17 protein-coding genes are annotated in these 20,763 nt (G+C 73.9%); 9 read left to right on the top strand and 8 right to left on the bottom strand.

Annotated features, from left to right (window positions below; translation table 11 throughout):
• Nucleotides 1-64: 64 nt before the first annotated feature.
• Nucleotides 65-2,488: a SpoIIE family protein phosphatase gene (locus tag OG904_RS32790; protein ID WP_405497291.1), complete on the bottom strand. Its 2,424-nt coding sequence runs from the start codon at nucleotides 2,486-2,488 to the stop codon at nucleotides 65-67.
• Nucleotides 2,485-6,504 (bottom strand): HAMP domain-containing protein, encoded by a 4,020-nt coding sequence (locus OG904_RS32785; RefSeq protein WP_405497289.1) that lies wholly within the window; start codon nucleotides 6,502-6,504, stop codon nucleotides 2,485-2,487. The genes OG904_RS32790 and OG904_RS32785 overlap by 4 nt, the downstream gene beginning before the upstream one ends.
• A 340-nt stretch (nucleotides 6,505-6,844) precedes the next feature.
• Between OG904_RS32785 and OG904_RS32780 the strand changes: the two genes are divergently transcribed.
• Entirely contained in the window at nucleotides 6,845-7,282 is a 438-nt protein-coding gene (locus tag OG904_RS32780) for an ATP-binding protein (protein WP_405497287.1), read from the top strand.
• Between the two features lie 48 nt (nucleotides 7,283-7,330).
• Here OG904_RS32780 and OG904_RS32775 read toward each other — a convergent pair whose 3' ends face one another.
• Nucleotides 7,331-7,675, bottom strand: a complete 345-nt coding sequence (locus OG904_RS32775; RefSeq protein ID WP_405497285.1) for an STAS domain-containing protein — start codon at nucleotides 7,673-7,675, stop codon at nucleotides 7,331-7,333.
• 213 nt (nucleotides 7,676-7,888) lie between these two features.
• On the opposite strand from OG904_RS32775, the gene OG904_RS32770 reads away from it, so the two are divergent.
• From OG904_RS32770 to OG904_RS32735, 8 genes are all read left to right on the top strand, one after another.
• The gene (locus OG904_RS32770; protein WP_405497283.1) at nucleotides 7,889-8,815 is read left to right on the top strand and encodes a SigB/SigF/SigG family RNA polymerase sigma factor; all 927 of its coding nucleotides are present in this window, start codon (nucleotides 7,889-7,891) and stop codon (nucleotides 8,813-8,815) included.
• Between the two features lie 9 nt (nucleotides 8,816-8,824).
• Nucleotides 8,825-9,259 (top strand): STAS domain-containing protein, encoded by a 435-nt coding sequence (locus tag OG904_RS32765; protein WP_405497281.1) that lies wholly within the window; start codon nucleotides 8,825-8,827, stop codon nucleotides 9,257-9,259.
• Nucleotides 9,256-10,212, top strand: a complete 957-nt coding sequence (locus OG904_RS32760) for an anti-sigma factor RsbA family regulatory protein (RefSeq protein WP_405497279.1) — start codon at nucleotides 9,256-9,258, stop codon at nucleotides 10,210-10,212. Before OG904_RS32765 ends, OG904_RS32760 begins: the two co-directional genes overlap by 4 nt.
• A 190-nt stretch (nucleotides 10,213-10,402) precedes the next feature.
• Entirely contained in the window at nucleotides 10,403-10,834 is a 432-nt protein-coding gene (locus OG904_RS32755) for an ATP-binding protein (protein WP_405497277.1), read from the top strand.
• 103 nt (nucleotides 10,835-10,937) lie between these two features.
• Complete coding sequence (locus tag OG904_RS32750; protein WP_405497275.1) at nucleotides 10,938-11,060, top strand: hypothetical protein; 123 nt, start codon at nucleotides 10,938-10,940, stop codon at nucleotides 11,058-11,060.
• A gap of 149 nt (nucleotides 11,061-11,209) precedes the next feature.
• Nucleotides 11,210-11,659 carry an SRPBCC family protein gene (locus OG904_RS32745; RefSeq protein ID WP_405497273.1) on the top strand — a complete coding sequence of 150 codons (450 nt, stop codon included), beginning with the start codon at nucleotides 11,210-11,212 and terminating at the stop codon, nucleotides 11,657-11,659.
• Between the two features lie 5 nt (nucleotides 11,660-11,664).
• On the top strand, nucleotides 11,665-12,501 hold the full coding sequence (locus OG904_RS32740; protein ID WP_405497271.1) for a DUF1206 domain-containing protein: 837 nt from the start codon (nucleotides 11,665-11,667) through the stop codon (nucleotides 12,499-12,501).
• 166 nt (nucleotides 12,502-12,667) lie between these two features.
• Nucleotides 12,668-13,276, top strand: coding sequence for a response regulator transcription factor (locus OG904_RS32735; protein ID WP_405497269.1), 609 nt, complete (start codon nucleotides 12,668-12,670; stop codon nucleotides 13,274-13,276).
• A 33-nt stretch (nucleotides 13,277-13,309) separates the two neighbouring features.
• On the opposite strand, the gene OG904_RS32730 is transcribed toward OG904_RS32735, so the two are convergent.
• The 5 genes from OG904_RS32730 to OG904_RS32710 form a co-directional block, all read right to left on the bottom strand.
• On the bottom strand, nucleotides 13,310-15,142 hold the full coding sequence (locus OG904_RS32730) for an ATP-binding cassette domain-containing protein (protein WP_405497267.1): 1,833 nt from the start codon (nucleotides 15,140-15,142) through the stop codon (nucleotides 13,310-13,312).
• A complete protein-coding gene (locus tag OG904_RS32725) occupies nucleotides 15,139-17,061 on the bottom strand; it encodes an ATP-binding cassette domain-containing protein (RefSeq protein WP_405497265.1) in 1,923 nt (640 codons plus the stop codon). The genes OG904_RS32730 and OG904_RS32725 overlap by 4 nt, the downstream gene beginning before the upstream one ends.
• A gap of 68 nt (nucleotides 17,062-17,129) precedes the next feature.
• Nucleotides 17,130-17,270 carry a SapB/AmfS family lanthipeptide gene (locus tag OG904_RS32720; RefSeq protein ID WP_405497263.1) on the bottom strand — a complete coding sequence of 47 codons (141 nt, stop codon included), beginning with the start codon at nucleotides 17,268-17,270 and terminating at the stop codon, nucleotides 17,130-17,132.
• Nucleotides 17,267-19,903 (bottom strand): class III lanthionine synthetase LanKC, encoded by a 2,637-nt coding sequence (gene lanKC, locus OG904_RS32715; RefSeq protein ID WP_405497261.1) that lies wholly within the window; start codon nucleotides 19,901-19,903, stop codon nucleotides 17,267-17,269. Before lanKC ends, OG904_RS32720 begins: the two co-directional genes overlap by 4 nt.
• Nucleotides 19,830-20,714 (bottom strand): VanZ family protein, encoded by an 885-nt coding sequence (locus OG904_RS32710; RefSeq protein ID WP_405497259.1) that lies wholly within the window; start codon nucleotides 20,712-20,714, stop codon nucleotides 19,830-19,832. Before OG904_RS32710 ends, lanKC begins: the two co-directional genes overlap by 74 nt.
• Nucleotides 20,715-20,763: the final 49 nt, after the last annotated feature.

The following is a 20,763-nucleotide window of genomic DNA, read 5'->3' as shown; positions in this document are numbered from 1 at the left end:
GATGATGCGCTGTGGGGCGCCTGCGCCCCATGTCGTCCCTTCCGGACCTTGCCGGGCCGGGAGCTCAGCCGACCTGGATGCCGATCACGCACGTGTCGTCGTCCGTGTCGGAGCGGCTCTCCGCGAGGAGGCGGTCCAGCTGCCCGTCCAGGGATCCGGCGCCGGCGGCCGCCGTGTTCATGAGGTGTCCGAGCGAATCCTGGACGGAGGAGTCGCGCCGTTCCACCAGCCCGTCCGTGAACATCAGCAAGGTGTCCCGCGGTTCGAGCCGCACCTCCCGCTCCACGTACGTGACGTCGGGCAGGGCCCCGAGGAGCAGGCCCTCGATCAGCGGGAAGGCCTCGGCCTGACCGCCGCGCACGAGCACGGGCGGCAGGTGGCCCGCGCGCGCCCAGCGCAGCACCCGGGTGCTCGGGTCGAAGAGGCCGCAGACGGCGGTGGCCGTCACGTGCTTGGCCAGGTGGTGGGTGACCGTGTTGAGCCAGGACAGCAGCTGGGCGGGGCCCGCGCCGGTGACGGCGAGACCGCGCAGGGCGTTGCGCAGCACGACCATGCCGGTGGCCGCCTCGATGCCGTGGCCGGCCACGTCGCCCACGGACAGCATGATCAGTCCGGAGGGCAGGACCACGGTGTCGTACCAGTCCCCGCCGACGAGGGACTCGGTCTCCGCCGGCCGGTAGCGTACGGCGACCCGCAGGCCCGGCGCTTCCACGGCCGGAGGCGTGGGGGGCATGATCGCGTGCTGGAGCTGGAGGGCGAGCCGGTTGCGTTCGGCGGATTCGGCCTCGGTGTGGGCGAGTTGGTCGCGGGTCGCGGCCAGTGCGACCTCGGTCCAGTGCTGGGCGGAGATGTCCTGGTAGGCGCCGCGCACCGCGTGCAGCCGCTGGTCCGCGTCGAGGACGGGCTCGGCGACGACCCGGATGTGGCGGGTGATCCCGTCGGGCCGCTGGAGGCGGACGTTGACGGAAGCGGGACGGTGGTGGCGGAGCACCGCCCGCAGGAAGCTGCTGAGGGCGGCGTGGTCGTCGGGGTGGGCGTAGCCGGGCAGTTCCCGCAGCCGCACCGGGGGCGCGGTGGCGGGGAGTCCGTGCAGCGCGTAGAGCTGTGCGTTCCAGGTGGTCTCGCCTGTGACGAGGTTCTCCTCGAAACCGCCGATCCGGCCGAGGCGCTGGGCGTGCTGGAGGAGGTTGGCCAGCCGGGCCGTCTCGTCCTCGATCCGCCAGATCAGCAGGACGGCGGCGCCGTGGCGGCTGACGCTGATGTCCGCGACCGAGGTGAGGGGTATCTGGTCGACGAGCGCGGTCAGGCTCATTCGGCGGGCCCGGAACGGCTCGCCCGTCGCGTGTACGCGTCCGATGATGTCGCACAGTCCGCTCTCGCCGGCCGCCATGGGGTAGGCCTCCAGCAGCAGGGCGCCGTTGACGTCGCCGCGCGGCCGGCCCACCGGGTCGACGAACCGGCTGCCGGTGTGCCGGATCCGGAAGTCGCTCAGCCGGCCTTCGGAGTCGAGCACCGGGGTGAGCACCACGGCGGGATCGTGCAGTCCCTCGGCGAGGTCGATGAGCTCGGCGACGTCCGGGAGCACCGCCTCGGTGCTCGTGCGGTCGCGCGGGGGCGCGGTGTCCATGGTGCGGGCGCACAGCTCGGCGAGCGCCTCGACCTGGCGCTCGATCTGCGGGGGCTGGGCCGCCAGGGGCTCCGGCCAGCAGATCTCCAGGACTCCGTGGATCCGCCCGCCCGTCCCCGTCGGTACGGCCATCCGTCCGCCGTCGGGCCAGTGCAGGTGGCCGATGGAGGGCAGCCCCTCGCGGCCCGGCAGGGCCAGGGTGACCAGTCGGCGCTCGCTCAGTGCGAGTCGGGCGACGGTGGAGACCCCGGGCGGTACGTGGCGCCAGCGCGCGGCCTCCCCGGGCGGGAAACCGGCGTGGCCGGCGAGGGCCAGGGAGCCGTCGGGCTCCGCGGTCCACACGGCGACGGCGACGGCTCCCAGGGGGCCCAGGGCGTTCGTCAGGAGGGACTCGGCCACCGCCTGGGTGTCGGCGGCGACGGCGAGCATGCCGCTCTCGGCTGTGCGCATCCGGACCGAGAGCGCGGAGTGCCGCCCGGCCGGTCCGTCGGGCACGGCGGTGCGCTCGACGAACTCGGCGGCGATCTCGCTGACCTGGTCGCGGGAGGCCTGGTTGACGATGTCGGCGGCGAGTTCGAGGGGGGAGGTCCCGCTCTCGCGGCACAGCACGTCGAGCTGGCGCGCCGCCGCCGCCGGAGTGCAGTTCAGCTGTCCGATCAAGATGCCCTTGGCCAGTTCGACCAGGGCCCGGCCGTCGGCGGCGGCCTGCGCCTCGAGGACCTCGCGGCGCAGGCGTTCGACGGTGGCGACGAGGCGTCCCAGCGGGGCCGGGGCCTGGTGCGGTACCGCGCTCGCGGCCCGCTCGCCGTCCGCCGGACCCTGCGGGGTCACGGGCTCGTACCGCTGGGTGTCCCCGGTCACCGCATGAGCCAGTGCCGGACGCGGGCGATGAGGTCGTCGGCGTCCACGGGCTTGGTCACGTAGTCGCTGGCGCCCGCGGCGAGGCTCTTCTCCCGGTCCCCGGGCATCGCCTTGGCGGTGACGGCGATGATGGGCAGGCCCGCGTAGGCCGGCATCCGCCGGATCTCGGCCGTGGCGGCGTAACCGTCGAGTTCGGGCATCATCACGTCCATCAGGATGAGGTCGACGCCCTCGTTGCGGATGAGGGCGTCGATGCCCTTGCGGCCGTCCTCGGCGTGCAGCACGCGCATGCCGTGCAGTTCCAGGACCCCGCTGAGGGCGAAGAGGTTGCGTGCGTCGTCGTCCACGACCAGCACCGTGCGGCCGGCCAGGTCCCCGGCGAGGACGTGGGCGTCCTGCTGCCCGCGCGCATCGCCCTGGACCAGGGGCAGTACGTCCCCGGGCTGCTCTGCGGACAGGTGGAGGGCGATGCGTTCGCGCAACTCGTCCAGGCTGGAGAGCAGTTCCACGTGGCGCGAGGCGGACCGCTCCCGCAGGGCGTCCTCCAGGCCGGTCCGCACCCGGGGGTTGTTGTGGGCCAGGACCGGGAGCGAGGCGAGGGCCCGGTCACCGTCGAGCGCGTCGAGGAAGCGCAGGGCCTCGCCGTCGGGCATGTCCAGTTCCAGGACCACGCAGTGGAAGGCGTCGGACGCCAGGGCGGCGGCGGCCTCCCGCGAGCTCGTGGCATTGACCACTTGGATGCCGCCGCGTTCCCCCGTCATCTGGTGGCTGGGGGCGAAGTCCCGGCCGGCGCTCTCCGCGACCAGGGAGAGCAGGCCGTTGGGGCGTGCCTCGATCACCAGCAGGCGGCGGGCCCGCCGCTGGGCGGGGAGCAGGTGTGCGTCCGGACGGCCCGGACGGGCCGCCGCGGGCGTGCCGCTGGACGCGGTCACCCCGGGGGCGTCGGCCGGGGGCGCTTCCTCGTAGTCCGCGCGGCTGACCGGCAGGTAGAGGGTGAAGGTGCTGCCCTGGCCCGGTGTGCTCTCCGCGGTGACCGCACCGCCCAGGAGCTGGGCGATCTCCCGGCTGATGGAGAGCCCGAGGCCGGTGCCGCCGTACTTGCGGCTGGTGGTGCCGTCGGCCTGCTGGAAGGCTCCGAAGACGGACTCCAGCTGCTGCTCGGGGATGCCGATGCCGGTGTCGCGCACGCGGAAGGCCAGCAGGGGGCCGCGCCGGGTGAGCCCCGCGGGGGCGTCGGGGACGGTCGCCGGTTCGATGTGGAGCTCGACGCCGCCGCGCTCGGTGAACTTGACGGCGTTGGAGAGCAGGTTGCGCAGGACCTGGCGCAGTCGCGAGTCGTCGGTGAGCAGGTCGTCGGGGGCGTCGGGGGCGGTGGTGACGGTGAAGTCCAGGCTCTTCTGCGTGGTCATCGGGCGGAAGGTGGCGTCGACGTACTCCAGCAGCTGGGGCAGCTGAACCCGCTCGGGGTTGATGTCCATCTTTCCGGCCTCGACCTTCGACAGGTCCAGGATGTCGTTGATCAGCTGGAGCAGGTCCGAGCCGGCCGAGTGGATGATCCCCGCGTACTCGACCTGCTTGGGGGTGAGGTTGCGGGCGGGGTTCTGGGCCAGCAACTGGGCGAGGATGAGGAGGCTGTTGAGCGGCGTGCGCAGCTCGTGGCTCATGTTGGCGAGGAACTCGGACTTGTAGGTGGAGGCCAGCGACAGCTGCTGTGCGCGGGTCTCCAGTTCCTGCCGGGCCTGCTCGATCTCCAGGTTCTTGGCCTCGATGTCGCTGTTCTGGCTGGCGAGGAGGGCCGCCTTCTCCTCCAGCTCGGCGTTGGAGCGCTGGAGTTCCTCCTGCTGGACCTGGAGTTCCTCGGAGCGCGCCTGGAGTTCGCCGGTCAGCCGCTGGGACTCGCCGAGGAGCTCGTCGGTGCGGGCGTTGGCGACGATCGTGTTGACGTTTGCGCCGATGGTCTCCATCAGCTGGGTGAGGAAGTCGCGGTGTACGGGGGTGAAGGCGCTGAAGGAGGCCAGCTCGATCACTCCGAGGACCTGGTCGTCGACCACGATCGGCAGGATGATCAGGCTGCCCGGGGTGGTGTGGCCCAGCCCGGAGGAGATGACGTAGCCGCCGGGCACCTGGTCGGTGGCGATGATGCGGTGGCTGCGGGCTGCCTGCCCGACGAGGGACTCCCCGAGGGCGAACCCGGTTCCCTCTTCGGCGCCCGCGGGACGCCCGTAGGACCCGACGAGGGTGAGCACGGTGCCGGCGGGGCCGTCCTCGGCGAGGTAGAAGGCGCCGTACTGGGCGGCCACCAGCGGGGTCAGCTCGTCCATGACGAGTTCGGCGACGGCGGCGAGGTCCCGGTGGCCCTGCATCAGGCCCGAGATGCGGGCCAGGTTGGACTTGAGCCAGTCCTGCTCCTGGTTGGCCCGGGTGCTCTCGCGCAGCGAGCCGACCATGGAGTTGATGTTGTCCTTGAGTTCGGCGACCTCGCCGGAGGCGTCGACCGTGATCGAGCGGGTGAGGTCTCCCTCGGCGACCGCGCTGGCGACCTCGGCGATGGCCCGGACCTGGCGGGTCAGGTTGCCGGCCAGCTCGTTGACGTTCTCGGTCAGGCGCTTCCAGGTGCCCGACACGCCCTCGACCTCGGCCTGGCCGCCGAGGCGGCCCTCGCTGCCGACCTCGCGGGCGACTCGGGTGACCTCGGCGGCGAAGGAGGACAGCTGGTCGACCATCGTGTTGATGGTGGTCTTCAGCTCCAGGATCTCGCCGCGGGCGTCCACGTCGATCTTCTTGGACAGGTCGCCGTTGGCCACGGCCGTGGTGACGAGCGCGATGTTGCGGACCTGGCCGGTGAGGTTGTTCGCCATGGAGTTGACGTTGTCGGTGAGGTCCTTCCAGGTGCCGGCCACGTTGGGCACCTGCGCCTGGCCGCCGAGCCTGCCCTCGGTGCCGACCTCGCGGGCGACGCGGGTGACCTCGTCCGCGAAGGCGGACAGCGTGTCGACCATCGTGTTGATGACCCCGGCCAGCGCGGCGACCTCGCCCTTCGCCTCCACCACGATTTTCTGCGAGAGGTCGCCGCGGGCGACGGCGGTGGCCACCTGGGCGATGGAGCGCACCTGGCCGGTCAGGTTGGACGCCATGACGTTGACGTTGTCGGTGAGGTCCTTCCAGGTGCCGGAGACCCCCCGGACCGTCGCCTGGCCGCCGAGGTTGCCCTCGGTGCCGACCTCGCGGGCCACCCGTGTCACCTCGTCGGCGAACGCGGAGAGCTGGTCGACCATCGTGTTGATCGTCTCCTTCAGCTCCAGGATCTCCCCCCGGGCGTCCACGCGGATCTTCTGCGTCAGATCGCCCTGGGCCACCGCGGTGGTGACCTCGGCGATGGAACGCACCTGGGCGGTCAGGTTGTCGGCCATGACGTTGACCGATTCCGTCAGGTCCTTCCAGGTGCCGGAGACGCCCTTGACGTCCGCCTGGCCCCCGAGCCTGCCCTCGGTGCCCACCTCGCGGGCCACGCGCGTGACCTCCCCGGCGAAGCCGGAGAGCTGGTCGACCATCGTGTTGATGGTCTCCTTCAGCTCCAGGATCTCCCCGCGGGCGGTGACGGTGATCTTCTGCGAGAGGTCGCCCTTGGCCACGGCGGTGGCGACCTGGGCGATGGAGCGGACCTGGGCCGTGAGGTTTCCGGCCATGAAGTTGACCGAATCGGTGAGGTCGAGCCAGGCGCCGCCGACTCCCGGTACGTCGGCCTGACCGCCCAGGGTTCCCTCGGTGCCCACCTCGCGGGCCACGCGCGTCACCTCGGAGGTGAACAGCGACAGCTGGTTGACCATCCCGTTGAAGACGGTGGCGATCTCCCCGAGCAGCCCGTCCGTGCCGTCGGGCAGCCGGGTGCGGAAGTCCCCGTCGCGTACGGCGGTCAGGCCCGCCAGCAACTGGCGAAGTTCCGACTCGCCGATCCCGCCCTCGCCCGCCACCGGCGGCACCCCGCCCGGTGAATCAGCGCCCGCCCGCTCGGCCATCCGTCAACCCCACTCTCGATACCAACCGCTCCGAACGCACGGGACGGGACGGGCTCCCTGGCAGGGGAACGCGCCGGAGCGCCCGGCTCCACCGGAATCCTCTTCGCCGCGAAACCGGTCCGGTGAAGGCCGACCCCCGCCGAAAGGACGATAGGGCACAGCCGATCACACCGGGACCGGCGCATGCGATCGCACCCGGACCGGGGCTTCCGATCACACCCTGACCGGCCCGTACGCCCTTTGCCGCGCAAAGCCCCGGATGCTCTCCCCGGCTCCGGGCAGACGAACCTGTGACGCGCGTACGACCATCGCGCACGACCAGAGGGACGAGGTGAGGGTGATGGCGGTCAGGGCAGTGGGCTGGGCACGTTCGTTTCCGGTCGCGGAAGGCGTCCGGGCAGCGCGGCAGTGGACCGCAGGGCATCTGGCGTCACTGCCGTGGAGTCGTTCGGCGGCCGACACCGCGCACTCCGTGCTGCTCTGCGTCTCCGAACTCGTCACCAACGCGCACCTGCACGCGGCCGGCACCGCGCACCTCGTGCTGACCTGGGACGGCCGCTGCCTGCACGTGAGCGTCTCCGACGCCGACCCGCGGCTGCCCCGCCCGCGTGAGCCCGATGCGGACGAGGGGGCCACGTCCGGTCGCGGACTGGGGATCGTCACCGCGCTGGCCGATTCCCTGGACGTCCACGCGAGCCACGGCGGCAAGGCGATCACCGCGTGCTTCCGGCCCGCCGGCGGGCGGAACCCGCACGCGGCCGGCCCGTACCCCGGCTGACGGCTGACGGGCTGACGGGCTGACGGGCTGACGGGCTGACGGGCGAGCTCACGCCTCCAGGGCGTCCTCGACGCTCGCGCTCAGGGAGAGGACGGTATCGGCGCCGGTCACGGTGAAGAGCCGGCGCAGCTGCTCCCCGGGGGCGGCGACGCGCAGGGCCGTGAGGTGGTGCAGCCGCAGCAGCAGGTTCAGGAAGGAGGAGTCCCCGAAGGTGATGTCACCGGCGTCCAGGACCACCAGGGGGTACCGGCCCGCGGCGGCGGTGAGGGCATCCTCCAGCGGGGCCAGCGTGTCCTGGTCCAGCTCGCCGCGGGCGGCCACCACCCACCCGGGCCCCGCCTCGTAGCAGTCCCCGACCACACCTGGCCGGTCCGCGTCCCCTGCTCTGGTCATGTCCGCCTCCCCGGATCGCTGCCTGTAACGTCGTCGTCAAGGGAGTATGCCCGGTCGCCAGGCCGGCGGGCCCGCTCCCGGGTGCGGCGCGGTTCCCCCGGGTGCGCGGCAAGGCCGGGGAAAAAAACCGGTGCCCGTCCATGTGTGTAAGACCGATCGGCCGGGGCAGAAGCGCCCGGGCAGCCATCAGTCAATCGGGAGGGAGTGGCTACCATGTCGCGCTCGGCCACCGTCGCAGGACCCATTCGTGCCACAGACTCGCAAGCCGCCGCTTGTGACCGGGGCACCGCGGGAGCGCCAACGCCGGACGTGGACCAGTTCCAGGTGGAGAACGCCCGCGAGATGGCGCCCACCGACGCCCGGGAGCTGTCGCGGCACTTCTTCGGGAGGCTGCGCACCCTGGAGGAGGGGACGCGCGAGTACCAGTACACGCGCAACACCCTCATCGAGATGAACCTCTCGCTCGTGCAGTTCGCGGCGCGGCGCTTCCGCGCCCGGGTGCTCGGCGGCGGTCTCGACATGGACGACATCATCCAGGTGGGAACGATCGGCCTGATCAAGGCCATCGACCGCTACGACCTCGAGCGGGAGGTCGAGTTCTCCACGCTCGCCCTCCCCTACATCACCGGTGAGATCAAACGCTACTTCCGCGACACCACCTGGGCCGTGCACGTACCGCGCCGCCTGCAGGAGCTGCGCACGGAGCTCGCCAAGGCCCAGGAGGCCCTGAGCGACGTCCTGGGGCGGGCGCCGACGGTCAAGGAGGTCGCCCTCCACCTGGAGCTGTCCGAGGAAGAGGTCATCGACGGACTGGTGGCCGCGAACGGCTACACGAGCGGCTCGCTCGACACCGCCGTCGCGGAAGGCGACTCGGCGTCCACGGCGAGCCGGACCACCCGGCCGCTCGCGGAGCGCTTCGGTGAGGTCGACCCCGCCATGGAGCTCTTCGAGGAGTTCCACACCCTCGCACCCCTGCTGGAGGAGTTGGACGAGCGCGACCGGTCCATCCTGCAGATGCGCTTCGGCCAGGAGAAGACCCAGGCCGAGATCGGCGCCGAGCTGGGCATCTCCCAGATGCAGGTGTCGCGCATCCTGTCCCGCACCCTGGCCCGGCTGCGCGCCGGCATGCTCACGGAGTAGGACCCGGCGATGACCTCCCTCCACCGGCACACCTGTTCCGCCTCCGCCGTCGGCCCGCAAACGCGCCGGGACGACGGTGCGGGGGCGGACGCGGACGTGCGGTGCGGGCGGGGGTGCACCGCAGCGGTCGCGGGGACGGCTCTGACCGCCCGGCCCCTGGGGGACCGCCCCGGGACGCGCCTGAGCGGCAGCTGCGACCTGGATTCCCGTCAGGAGCTGTGCGACGCGCTGGGCGTCATGACCGGGATTCCCGGCCCCGTCCTGCACCTCGATCTCTCCGCCGTGGTGTTCCTCGACACGGCAGCGGTCGCCGCCCTGGTGGGGACATCCGCCGCACTCAACGGGCAGGGGCGGCGCCTGCTGCTCCACGACCCGCCGTACTCGCTCCGCAAGGTCGTGGAGATGTTCCCGGACGAATGCGCCGCGCTGGAGGTCGCAGCATGATCACCGTTCCTGCGCCCGCCGGGCCCGGGGCCTTCGTCCACCCCGCCCTCTTCTACCAGGACCTCCCCGGGTACGTGAGCGGGGTGGGCGGCTTCGTACGGGGCGCCCTGTCCGCCGGGGAACCGGTGCTCGTCGCCGTGCCGGGTCCGCACCTGGACGCCCTGCGCGAGGGCCTCGGCGAGAACTCGGCGGAGGTCACCTGGGCGGACATGACCGAGCTGGGCCGCAATCCCGGCCGCATCCTGTCCGCCCTGCAGGATTTCGCCGACCGGCACCCGGGCCGGCCGGCCCGGATCGTCGGTGAGCCGATCTGGCCCGGCCGCTCCGCCGCCGAGGTGCTGGAGGCCACGCGTCACGAGGCCCTCATCAACACGGCCTTCGCGGGCCGGCCGGCGACCATCCTGTGCCCCTACGACGTACGGGGGCTGGCGCCCGCGGTGGTGTCCGACGCCCGGCGCACGCACCCCACGCTCATCGAGGAGGGCCGGGACCTGCCGAGCCCGCTCTACAGCGACGCGTCCGGGGTCTCCGCGGACTGCGACCGTCCGCTGCCCGAGCCCGCAGGTGACGTACCCCGGCTCGACTACTCCCACGGAGGGCTGGCCGAGGTCCGGGCGTACGCCGAGGGGTGGGCGCACGGAACGGCCCTGACCCCGGCGCGGCGCGGCGATCTCGTCCTGGCCGTCAGCGAAGCGGCGGCCAACTCCCTTTCCCACGGGGGCGGGAAGGGCACCATGCGGCTGTGGACCACGGGCGGGGCCCGGGCGGAGGTCGTCGCCGAGATCCGCGACGGCGGCCGCCTGGCCGACCCGCTCGCGGGACGCCGCCGGCCCTCCCTCGCGTCGGCCGACGGCGGTCGCGGCCTGTGGATGATCCACCAGCTCTGCGATCTGGTGGAGGTCCGCGCCACGGACAGTGGCTTCACCCTGCGGCTCCACATGGCAACGTCCTGAGAGCGGCGGTCACCTAGACTGTCCGGGCGGGCCCGAGTGTCCCCAGGTCGCCGGGGGGCGTGAGGGGCCGGTCGGGGCATCGACCATGAGATGGCCGGACAGGGCCCGGAAGCAGAGAACAGCGTCAATGTGGGGGTGAGAGACCTCGGTGGAGACCATCGGACCCATCGGACCTGAGACGGGTGGTCCGGTGAGCGCCGGCCTTCCCGCCGGAGGACAGCGCCGCCGGCTCGCCCTGGCGGGAGTCCGCGGCGCCGTGGCCAAGGGCCGCGACTTCACGCGCGAGGCCCTGCGGGACTGGGGATGGGACGGGACCGAGACCGCCGAGGACACCCTGCTCCTCGTGTCCGAGCTGCTGACCAACGCGTCCCTGCACGCGGACGGTTGCCACGAGCTCGTGCTCACCTCCGGCGAAGCCCTGCGCATCGAGGTGTACGACGGATCGACGACGCTGCCCAGGCGCAACCCGGCCCCGCAGCGCGGTGTCCCGGGCGGCCACGGCCTGTACATCGTCGAACGTCTGTCCGACCGCTGGGGCTCGCGCGCCCACGAGCACGGGAAGGCCGTCTGGGCGGAGATCGAGGCCGCCCGGCTGGTGTCCGGCAGGCCCACCGGTCGCTGACCCGTCGGGTGCGGGCCCGTGCGCGCACCGGAGCGGCGCTCGTGCCCGCACCCCCGCCCGCGCCCGGGAGCGTCAGGACGGCCGCCGGGGGCAGGAGCGCGATATGACCTCCCCTCAGTTCACCTCGCTGTCCCTGGCCCCGGCGATCGGTCCCGACTGGGTGCACCTGCTCGTCATCGCCTTCGCACTGATCGTCCTCGTGCACACCCTCGCCCGGCACCCGTAGGGACACCGCCGCGTGCGGCCCCGATCCCGGCGTACGGGCGGACGGTCCGCGCATGGGGCCCTCCAGTCCGGGTAGCCGCGCCTGCAGACGTCCTGACGGACGACCCGCACCTCGGGGTGCGGGCTGCCGACCACACGGAAGGGGTGCGCATGTCGCACGTCGAGGAGTATGTCGAGGTCAACGTCCCCGTACGCACGGCCTACAACCAGTGGACGCAGTTCGAGGACTTCCCCGCCTTCATGGAGGGGGTCGAACGCATCGTCCAGCGCACGGACACGCTCACCCACTGGGTGACCAACGTGAACGGTGTGCAGCGCGAGTTCGACGCCCAGATCACCGAGCAGCTCCCGGACCGGCGCGTCGCGTGGATGACGGTCGACGGGGAGGCCCGCCAGGCAGGGCTGGTCACCTTCCAGCCGATCGACGCGACCACCACCAAGGTCGTCCTGCACATGAACTGGGTGCCCGACGGTCTGGCCGAGGCGGCCGCCGACAAGCTCGGCTTCGTCAAGCGCCAGGTCGCGGGCGACCTGAAGCGGTTCAAGCTGTTCATCGAGGAGCGCGGGGTCGCGACGGGCTCCTGGCGCGGCGAGATCTGACCGCGATGGGAATCGGGGCCGCGAGGGGCGCCCGTGCCGCGTCCCGGGGGGCCCGTACGGCCTCCCGGGGCGGCCGGGGCCGGGAGGTCACGGCACGCTGCGGGCTGCTGGCGCGCGGGGTGCTGTACGTACTGATCGGGATGCTGGCCGTACGCGTCGCCTTCGGTGGCGGCGGTGAGGAGGCCGACCGGCGGGGCGCCCTCCAGGAGCTCTCGGGGAAGCCCTTCGGCAGCGTCCTGGTCTGGGCCGTGGGCATCGGGCTCGTGGGCATGGCGCTGTGGCGTCTGTCGGAGGCGCTGTTCGGGGCGGCCGGGCCGGAGGGCGACAAGCCCGTGAAACGGCTGTCCTCGGCGGGCCGGTCCGTGTTCTACGCCGTGGTGGCCTTCTCCGTGCTCACGTTCCCCGCGAGCGGCGGGCGTTCCGGGGACGAACAGTCGCGCGACGCGACGGCGACGGCCCTGGAACTGCCCGCCGGGCAGTGGCTGGTGGGCGCCGCCGGGCTGGGGATCTGCGTCGCGGGCGTGGTGATCGCGGTACAGGCCGCGCGGCGCTCCTTCCGCAGGCATCTCGCCATGGGAGGGGTCTCGGCACGGTGGCGCAAAGCCGTCGACTTCCTCGGGGTGAGCGGCGGCCTGGCCCGGGGGACGGTGGCCACCGCGGCCGGCGGCTTCGTGGTGTACGCGGCGCTGCGCTACGACCCCGCGCGGGCGAAGGGGATGGACGACACCCTGCGGTCGTTCACCACCACCGCGGCGGGTCCGTGGCTGCTGCTGGCGGTCGCCGCGGGGCTGGTGCTCTTCGGGCTCTTCTCCTGGGCGATGGCCCGGTGGCGCGAGGTCTGAGCCCCGTCCACTCTTCAAGGGGATTACCCGCCTAAGGGAAGCCCGAATTCCGGGGTGTCTCGGCCAACTTGCCCGTACGCCCCCGCACGCCCCCCGAAGTGACGTTCCATCACCCCCGTACGGGGGCAGCCGCGTGGTGCTTGGTTCGTCTACCTAGGGGAGAACGATGACGAAGGTCCTCGTCCTGCACAGCGTCAGCCTGGTCCGGTCCGCACTGGCCGCCCTGCTGAGATCGGAAGGGCCCTTCGAGGTCACGTCCGCGGGCTGGCGGACCGCGGGGCGCCGGGCCGAGTCCTTACGACCGGACGTGACGGTCGTCGACCTCGACTGTCCGGGGGCGACGGCCGTCCTGACCGAAGGGGGGCGCACGGACCAACAGGTCCTCGCGTCCCCGTCCGCCGTCCTGGTGCTGGCGTCGGCCGGCGCACCCGGTGCGCTGCAGCGGGCCTTCCGGGCCGAGGCCCGCGGCTACGTCGACAAGGACGGCTCGCCCGGTCGGCTGGTCCGCGCGGTCCGCAAGCTCGCCGCGGGGGAACGGTTCATCGACGCCTCGCTGGCCTCCGCCTTCATGGAGGCCGAACCGCTCCCCCTGAGCCCGCGCGAACTCAGCGTGCTGGCCCGGGCCGCGGAGGGCGATTCCATCGCGGAGATCGCCCGCACCCTGCACCTGGCGAGCGGGACGGTGCGCAACTACATCGCCGCGGTGACCCGCAAGACCGGAGCGCGCAACCTCATCGACGCGATCCGGATATCGCAGGGGGCGGGCTGGGTCTGAGCAGCGGCCGCCCGGGCGGATCCGGGGCCGGGGTCATTCGTCCGTGGTCCGGTTCCAGCTTCCCACCAGATCGCGGTACAGGGGTGAGACGGCAGGGAGTTGCGCGTGCGTGCCGCACACCGCGCGGGTCCCGTCGAGGACCAGGACCCGGTCGGCTCGGGCCGCGGACGAGACGCGGTGCGCCACGACGACGAGGGTGCCGGGACGGTCCGCGAGGGCCCGCTCGGCCCGCTCCTCCGTACGCGGGTCCAGGTGGCAGGTGGCCTCGTCGAGCAGCAGCAGCGGAGCCGGCGAGAGGTAGGCGGCGGCGAGCGCGAGGTGCTGGCCCTCCCCCCGGGACAGCAGCCGGGGGGACACCTCGCCGTCCAGGCCTCCCAGTCGTGCGACGAGGTCCTCCAGCCCCAGGGCGAGGACGGCGCGCCGCAGTCGGGCGTCCCCGGGCACCGAGCCGCCGGGCCCCGCGGCCAGGTGGGTCAGGTTCTCCCGCACCGTGCCGGTGAACACGTAGGCCTGCTGCGGCAGCAGGGTCCGCCGCGGGTCCGGTCCCGTGGCGGACCCTGCCCGGCGGGCGGCCTCGCCCGCGACGCGCACCGTCCCCGCGCCGGGTGACAGCATCCCGGCCAGCAGTGCGGTGAGGGTGGACTTGCCGATGCCGCTCGGCCCGACCACGGCGAGGTGCTCCCCCGGCCGCACCACCAGGTCGAGGCCGTCGAGCACGGGAGCCGCGCCGGGACCGTAGGCGAAGCTGACGCCCCGGAACTCGGCCGCGGCGGCGGTGCGCGGGCCTGCGGGGGCGGGGATCCCGGGCTTCGGCGTACGGGGGGCCTCCGGGGCCGGAGGACCCGCAGGACCCGCAGGACCCGCAGGTGCCACCGGAGGCACCGGAGGCACCGGAGGCACCGGCAGCGGCTCGCAGAAGCGCTCGAGGACCACCAGCAGCCGGGTGCCGGCCGAACCAAGCGCCGTCATCAGGGTGTTGAGGGCGGGCAGCAGCGCCTGCACCACGTACGTGAGGCCGCCGGCCAGCGTCCCGGCGGTGACCCCGCGCCCCAGCAGCCAGGGCGTCGCCGCGAGCAGTGCGATCACCGGCAGCCGGCCCGCCGTGCCCAGGGCCAGGGTGCGCAGGGCGGCCCAGTGCCCGAGGGTGCGTGCCAGCCGCTCCTGAGCGGCGATCAGCGGCTCCACCCGGGCTTGCGCCGCCGCCTGCCCACCGCAGGCGGCGATGTCGCGCAGCCCCTCCCCCAGCGCGCCCACCCGGTCCGCCAGCGCCTCGTCGGTGTCGAGGGACCGGCGTTGTACGGAGGCCATGGGACGGAGCGTCGCCAGGAACCCGGCCGCGCCGAGCAGCAGGGGTGGCAGCACGATCAGCAGCAGCACCGGGTCCAGGGCGGCCAGGCCCAGGAAGGCGCCGAGGGCGGTGAACACGAACGAGCGCGCGGTGAGGACCAGCCCCGCGAAGGAGTCCCGGGCCATCTCCGTCTGCTGGGTCAGCCGGGAGACCGCGCCCGAGTCGGGAGCGCGCGCGGGGTCGGCGACCGCGCGGTCCAGGGCTTGGCGCACCGCCCGCCGGACCAGGCCGTCGCGCAGCGGCTCCACGAGGTCCGCGAGCCCGGCGAAGACCCCGCGCAGCGCGAACCCGCCGAGCAGCGCTCCGGCTCCGGCCGCGGCCAGCCAGGCCAGACCGGTGGCGGTGCGGCCGGCGAGGAAGCCGTCGTCGAGGGCGCGGGCCACGCCGTAGCCCCCGAGGAAGGTGTGCGCGGACTCCAGCAGCGACCACGCCGCCAGCCGTCCCACGGCTCCCCCGCGGCCCCGCAGGAACCGCCGGGCCTCGGGGGCCACCCGGCGCCAGGTCTCCCGCTCGGTCACGGTGCGACCTCCCGGTTGCCCGCCGGTGTCCGGCTTCGGTCCGTTTCCGGGGTCCGGGCTGCTCCCTCCGCCGGGTCGGGCGGCGCGGCTTGCCGGTCCGGCTCCGCGGGGTCGGCCGCGAACACCGCCCGGTAGCCGGGTTCGTGCCGCCACAGCTCGCCGTGGGCACCGGTGGCCCGCACCCGTCCGTCCTCGAGCCATACGACGAGGTCGGCGCGTACGGCGGAGGAGAGGCGGTGGGCGACCACGATCCGGGTGCCGGAGCGGACTTCACGGGCGAGCGCCCGCTCGACCTCGCGGGCCGTGACGGTGTCCAGGCTGGAGGTGGCGTCGTCCAGTACGAGGAGGCGCCCCGCGTGGCAGAACGCCCGGGCCAGTCCGAGGCGCTGGACCTCGCCCCCGGACATCGGGGCGTCGGCGAGACGCGTTCCGTAGCCGTGCGGCAGGCGCCGTACGAAGGGGTCCGCGCGGGCGGCGCGGGCCGCGGCGCGGACCGCTTCGGGGCCCGGGTCCGGACCCGGGCCGAAGCCGATCGCGTCGCCGACCGTCTCCCCGAGCAGCACCGGCCGGTCGAAGGCGTACCCGACCTCGCGGCGCAGCGCCCCGGCGCTGAGCTTCCGCAGGGGTACGCCGTCCAGCAGCACCTGGCCGGCGTCGGGGTCGGTGAGCCGGCCGGCCACGGCGGCGAGCAGCGTCTTGCCGGCGCCGGAGCGGCCCACCACCGCCACGGTGGCGCCTCCGGGTACGACCAGGCTGATGTCGCGCAGCACCGTGGATCCGCCGCGCACGACGCGGACCCCGCGCAGTTCCAGGGTGCCCGGGCCGCCGTCCGGCAGTTCCGCCCGGCCGTACTCGAACGCGGGCAGGGCCAGCAGGGCGGTGGTCCGGCGGGCGGCGGCCCGGCCGCGGACCACGGCGGCCAGGCCCCCGGTCACGGCGCCGGCCCCGGCCGCGAGGGCCGCGTACCGCATGGCCGCGAGGAGTTCGCCGACCCCGATGGCTCCGGCCGACAGGCGGATGCCGCCGACCGCGAGGACCGCGTAGAGGAGCATCGGCATCAGGGTCGCGGACCGGGCCGTCGTGCCGCCGTAGACCTTCCACATGCGCCGTCCCTCGGTGTCGAGTTCGGGCAACTGCTCGAGGATCCGGGCGCGTTCGCGGTCCGCGGTGCCCGCGGCGGCGATCGTCCGGGCCCCGGCCAGTGCCTCCACGAGGCGGCCGGCGGTGGCGAGCTGCACCTGCTGGTAGCGGGCGACGGTGGTGAGGGTGGAGCGGGTGAAGGACCTCAGCAGGAGCAGCAGCAGCGGCACGCCCAGGAGGAAGGCGAGGGCCGTCCACAGGTCGATGAGGAGGAGCGCGGCCACCGCGCCGAGCGGGGGCAGCAGCGCTGCGACGGCGTGCGCGACGGCGGTGGGGACCTTCCCGGCCTCGGTGGCGTGCGCGGTCAGCCGCGCCGCGGTTTCGCCGGGTGCGTGGCGGGCCGCGTGGTGCGGGGCCGTGCGCAGCAGCCCGGCGAGGCCGAGCCTGCGCAGCCGTGCGGTGGAGCGGCCGTCCACCTCGCCGGTGAGCCGGGCGGCGGCGGCGTCCAGCGCCACCTCCGCCGTGATGACCGCGGCGCACAGCAGTGTCCAGGCGGTTCCCGAGGGGTCCCGGCGGAGCAGCAGGTCGAGGGTGTGACCGAGGACGGCGGGTTCGGCGAGCGCCGCCGCGGCGGCCGCGAGCGCGCATCCGAGGACGGCGACGGTGCGCCCGCCACTGTGCCGGGCCAGTGCGACGAGCGCCCGGTCGGCGCTGCGGGCCCCGTCCGGTGCCCGCGCCGGGCCGGCCCCGGCGTTCGCGCCGGTGTCGTCCTCGGCGTTCGCGCCGGTGTCGGCCCCGGCGTTCGCACCGGTGTCGGCCGCCGCGTCCGGTGGGCTCATCGGCGGATGCCTCCCGTGGTGTGGTGCGGGCCCGGGCGGTGAACCGCCCGGGCCCGAGGTGACCTGGATCAGTGACAGGTCGTGATGCTCAGGCTGCTGTCGCCGCAGAGCAGCAGGCTGGCCCGGCTGCCGCCGCCACCGCCGCCGCCGTGCAGCTCGGTGATCTCTTCCTTCGGGGTCTCCATCGACTGCAGGTCGAGAAGCGTCATGTCGTATCCCTCTTCTTCCGTCGAGTGGTGCCATGGGTCACGACCCCGGACGGGGCCGGCTCTGGGGCCGCCGCGCGCGGGCGCAGCGGCGGGAGGAACGGCAGGTGCGCGCGCCCGCCGGGCGCCGCGCTGCCGAGGGCGAGGAGAGCGCCGGCCGTGCCCGTGGAGAGGTCCATGGACAGCCGCATCATCTGCTCGCCGGGGAAGGCCAGATGCCCCTGGTACGGCACTGCGTGCCGGGCCAGTGCGTCGATCTGGCGGGCTATCGCCCCGGGTCCGGTGCCCGGGCCCGGAGTGGTGGTCCGGGCCAGGTGGAGGATCATGCCGGCGGCGCCGCGCATCAGCCCTGGCTGGGCGTAGAAGGTCGCCTGCGCCGCTCGTACGATCTCGCGCCGGGCCTGTTCGAAGCGCTCGTCCGGGCCGTGCTCCAGCCAGTCGTCGAGCACCATGCCGATGCCGACGCTGCCCTCGCCGAGGTACGGCATCGTGCGCCAGCCCTCGTTCACCTGGAGGGTGCCGAACGCGCTGGTGACGCAGCGGTCCAGGTCGCGGTGGAGCGCCTGCCCGGCCTGCACCAGGAGCTCCTTGTCGCCGGTGCGCTCGTACAGCCGCACGAGCAGCAGGGCGGGGCCGGAGTGTCCGTGGAGGAGTCCCGCGCGGGCGGGTCGCTGCTCCGGCCGGATGACCAGTTCGGCGCAACGCAGGGCCGCGGCGTGCAGGTCGCCCTCGCCGCTCGCGGTGCCCAGGGCGTCCAGGGCCAGGCCGATGCCGGCGAGTCCGCCGTGCAGGTCGGGTCCCGCGCTCTCCCAGGGCTGGTGCAGCAGCCGGTCCGCGAGGGCGAGGGCACGGTCGTGGTGTCCGAGCCGGTGCAGCGTCCAGGCCGTGCCGGCCAGACCGTCGTGGAAGCCGAGCGGGGTGCCGGAGGCCGGTTCCGCGGTCCGGTCGAGCAGCCACTGCTCGGCCTCGGGCCAGGGTTCGGCGCCGGTCTCGGCGAGCGCGTGGAGCACTCCGGCGATCCCGTGGCCGAAGCCGACGCCTCCGCCGGCGGCCGCGAACTGCGCGATGTCGCCCGGGACCATGCGGTCCTCGCGGTCCGGGGTGGCGCTCGCGCGCAGCGCCGCCGTCATCGAGGTACGGGCCGCCGGCCAGTCCCCCGGCTCGACGGGCAGGTACGGTCCGGCCGGCGCGGGCCGCCGCCCGCCCGGTGCGGTCCTCGGGGCGCCGGACATGATCTCCTCGACGGCCTCTTCGAGGAACCGGCGGGGTACGGGGAACTGTTCGGCGGCGACGGCCGCCAGGTGCGCCGCCTTGCCCCGGTCCAGGACGAGCAGGCTGGTCAGCGGGAGGAACAGGGCGAGCCGCAGGCAGGCGAGGGCGTAGCGGTCCACGGAGAACCCGCGCCGTTCGGCCGGGGCGACGAAGGCGGGGTTGGCCACGGTCTGGCGCAGTCCCTCGTCGACATGCGCGGCGGCTTCGAAGTCCAGCAGGGAGACGGAGGGTTCGCCCGTCGCGTCCTCCGAAACCATGATGTTGAAGAGGTGGAGGTCGTTGAAGACCACGCCGCGGGCGTGCACGGCGTCGACGGCCGCCGTGACCTTGCGGTGGATGGTGAGGGCCCACTCGGTGTAGGAGGCGAGCTCGGCCGGGTCGGGATCCGCCTCGATCAGCGGGTGGCGGCGGGCGAAGTAGGTGTTGAGCGGTTTGCCGGCGAGGTGTTCCAGCACCAGGAAGTGGTGGTCGCCGACCGTGAAGGTGCCGCGGACCGCCGGGACGCAGTCCAGGCCCGCCAGCCGTTCCAGAGCGGTCCGTTCGCGGTGCAGCCGGGCCACGGCGTCGGCGCCGTCTGCGGCGAGGCCCGCGTACGGCCTGGCCTCCTTGAGGACCACGGACTCGCCGGTCCGGGTGTCCTTGCCGACGTACACGCCGCCGCCGTTGGAGAAGTGCAGCGCCCGCTCCACCGTGTAGGGGACGCCGGTCAGGGTGAGCGCGGAGCGCGCCGCGAGGTGTGGCGCGAGGAAGGCGGGCGGCTCGAGCCACTCGGGCGGCTGGAATACCGGTCCGCGCGGGTCCGGTACGAGGCTCCCGTCGGGGGCCTCGATCGCCGGGACCAGTTCACCGTGCTCGTCGTAGCAGTGCCGCAGGGTGAAGCTGCCGTAGCGCAGGTGCACCGGCCCGGCGCCCCAGCGCAGGTCGCTGAGGATGTAGGGGCCGGCCGCCCCCGCCAGCGCGGTGTCGAGGTCCCGGGCGATCCGCTCGCACTGCTGCTCGTCGGCCGGGTAGACGGTGATGAACTTCCCGCTGGCGGCTCGGTCCGCGTACTTGGCGTTGCGCAGGTGCAACAGGTAGCGGCTCGGGACGAACTTGAAGGCGATGCGCCGGGCCACGCAGTACTCGTACACCGTCGTCAGCAGCGACTCGGCGTTGTCCAGCGTGGCCGAGACGTGGATCTTCCAGCCCTGGGAGGGCAGTTCGGCGCCGACGGGACGCAGGGCGAGCCAGTCGCCGCTGCGGTGCGACCGCCAGCCCGGCGGGACGGGGGCGAGGGCGACGGGATAGCTCTCACCGGCCCGCCGGTACGGCGCGTCGTAGAACCAGCGGTCGGCGTCGCAGAAGGCCGCGTACCCCTTGTTCACACCTGCTCCCTCGGTCGGTGGCAGTAACGACCGTGTCACGCGCCGCGGTTGCGGCGACAGTCACGCCTGTCACCGGTGGGGCGTGCAGTACGCACGAGTAGCGGGTCGGGAATCCGGCCTCAGGAGTGCGGAGCCGGGCCGGGGGGCAGGAGCCGCCGGGCTCCGCTTCCCGTCGCGGGGCCGGGCGCCGGGGCGTCCAGCGGTGCCACCAGTGCCTGCGGCGCGGGTGTACGGCCCGCCCCAGCCTGCGGCCCATCAGCAGGTACCCGAGGAGCGCTCCGGCCGTGTTCAGGATGACGTCGTCGATGTCGAAGACGCGGCCGGTGACGAGTGCGCCCTGGACGAGTTCCACCAGCGTCATCAGGCAGACCGTCACGACGGCCACCCGCAGCAGCCCCCGGGCCGGAGGCAGCAGGACGGGCAGGAGCACTCCGAACGGCAGGCCCAGGAGCAGGTTCCCGCCGAGCTGTCGCACCGCCTCCACCGTCGATGCCCCGTCCAGGTAGGCGCTGATCGAATGGCCGGGGCGGATGTTGCTGTGCACGAGGGCCACCGAGGCGGCGGACGGTTCCAGCGTCAGCCGGGCCAGGACCGTGCCGAACAGGACGGTCCCGATCAGGGCTGCCGCCATGGCCAGTACCCGCACGACCGGGTGCACCGGCCGGTGCGGCTTCCAGACGTCGGGCTCGGCCGGTGCCGCCGGTACGGCCTTCGCCGCGGGTGCCGCCGGTACGGTCCGGGCCGCCGGTGCCGCCGGTACGGTCCGTTCGCCGGGTCCCGCTTCGCGCCGCAGCGCTCGTCTCCATCTCATGCGGGCGCGTCTACCCCGCCGGCGGTCCCACACGCGCGGGCCGTTGACT

The sequence above is a fragment of the Streptomyces sp. NBC_00096 genome (assembly GCF_045041305.1).
In the GTDB taxonomy this organism is placed as follows: Bacteria; Actinomycetota; Actinomycetes; order Streptomycetales; family Streptomycetaceae; genus Streptomyces.
This window is presented reverse-complemented; position numbering and strand designations above follow the sequence as displayed.

What these genes read in the sequence shown, in the direction of transcription:
- OG904_RS32785 (WP_405497289.1), bottom strand. Translation starts at nt 6,504, where the DNA reads ATGGCCGAGCGGGCGGGCGCTGATTCACCGGGCGGGGTGCCGCCGGTG.
- OG904_RS32780 (WP_405497287.1), top strand. Translation starts at nt 6,845, where the DNA reads ATGGCGGTCAGGGCAGTGGGCTGGGCACGTTCGTTTCCGGTCGCGGAA.
- OG904_RS32775 (WP_405497285.1), bottom strand. Translation starts at nt 7,675, where the DNA reads ATGACCAGAGCAGGGGACGCGGACCGGCCAGGTGTGGTCGGGGACTGC.
- OG904_RS32770 (WP_405497283.1), top strand. Translation starts at nt 7,889, where the DNA reads ATGTCGCGCTCGGCCACCGTCGCAGGACCCATTCGTGCCACAGACTCG.
- OG904_RS32765 (WP_405497281.1), top strand. Translation starts at nt 8,825, where the DNA reads ATGACCTCCCTCCACCGGCACACCTGTTCCGCCTCCGCCGTCGGCCCG.
- OG904_RS32760 (WP_405497279.1), top strand. Translation starts at nt 9,256, where the DNA reads ATGATCACCGTTCCTGCGCCCGCCGGGCCCGGGGCCTTCGTCCACCCC.
- OG904_RS32750 (WP_405497275.1), top strand. Translation starts at nt 10,938, where the DNA reads ATGACCTCCCCTCAGTTCACCTCGCTGTCCCTGGCCCCGGCGATCGGT.
- OG904_RS32745 (WP_405497273.1), top strand. Translation starts at nt 11,210, where the DNA reads ATGTCGCACGTCGAGGAGTATGTCGAGGTCAACGTCCCCGTACGCACG.
- OG904_RS32740 (WP_405497271.1), top strand. Translation starts at nt 11,665, where the DNA reads ATGGGAATCGGGGCCGCGAGGGGCGCCCGTGCCGCGTCCCGGGGGGCC.
- OG904_RS32735 (WP_405497269.1), top strand. Translation starts at nt 12,668, where the DNA reads ATGACGAAGGTCCTCGTCCTGCACAGCGTCAGCCTGGTCCGGTCCGCA.
- OG904_RS32725 (WP_405497265.1), bottom strand. Translation starts at nt 17,061, where the DNA reads ATGAGCCCACCGGACGCGGCGGCCGACACCGGTGCGAACGCCGGGGCC.
- OG904_RS32720 (WP_405497263.1), bottom strand. Translation starts at nt 17,270, where the DNA reads ATGACGCTTCTCGACCTGCAGTCGATGGAGACCCCGAAGGAAGAGATC.
- OG904_RS32710 (WP_405497259.1), bottom strand. Translation starts at nt 20,714, where the DNA reads ATGAGATGGAGACGAGCGCTGCGGCGCGAAGCGGGACCCGGCGAACGG.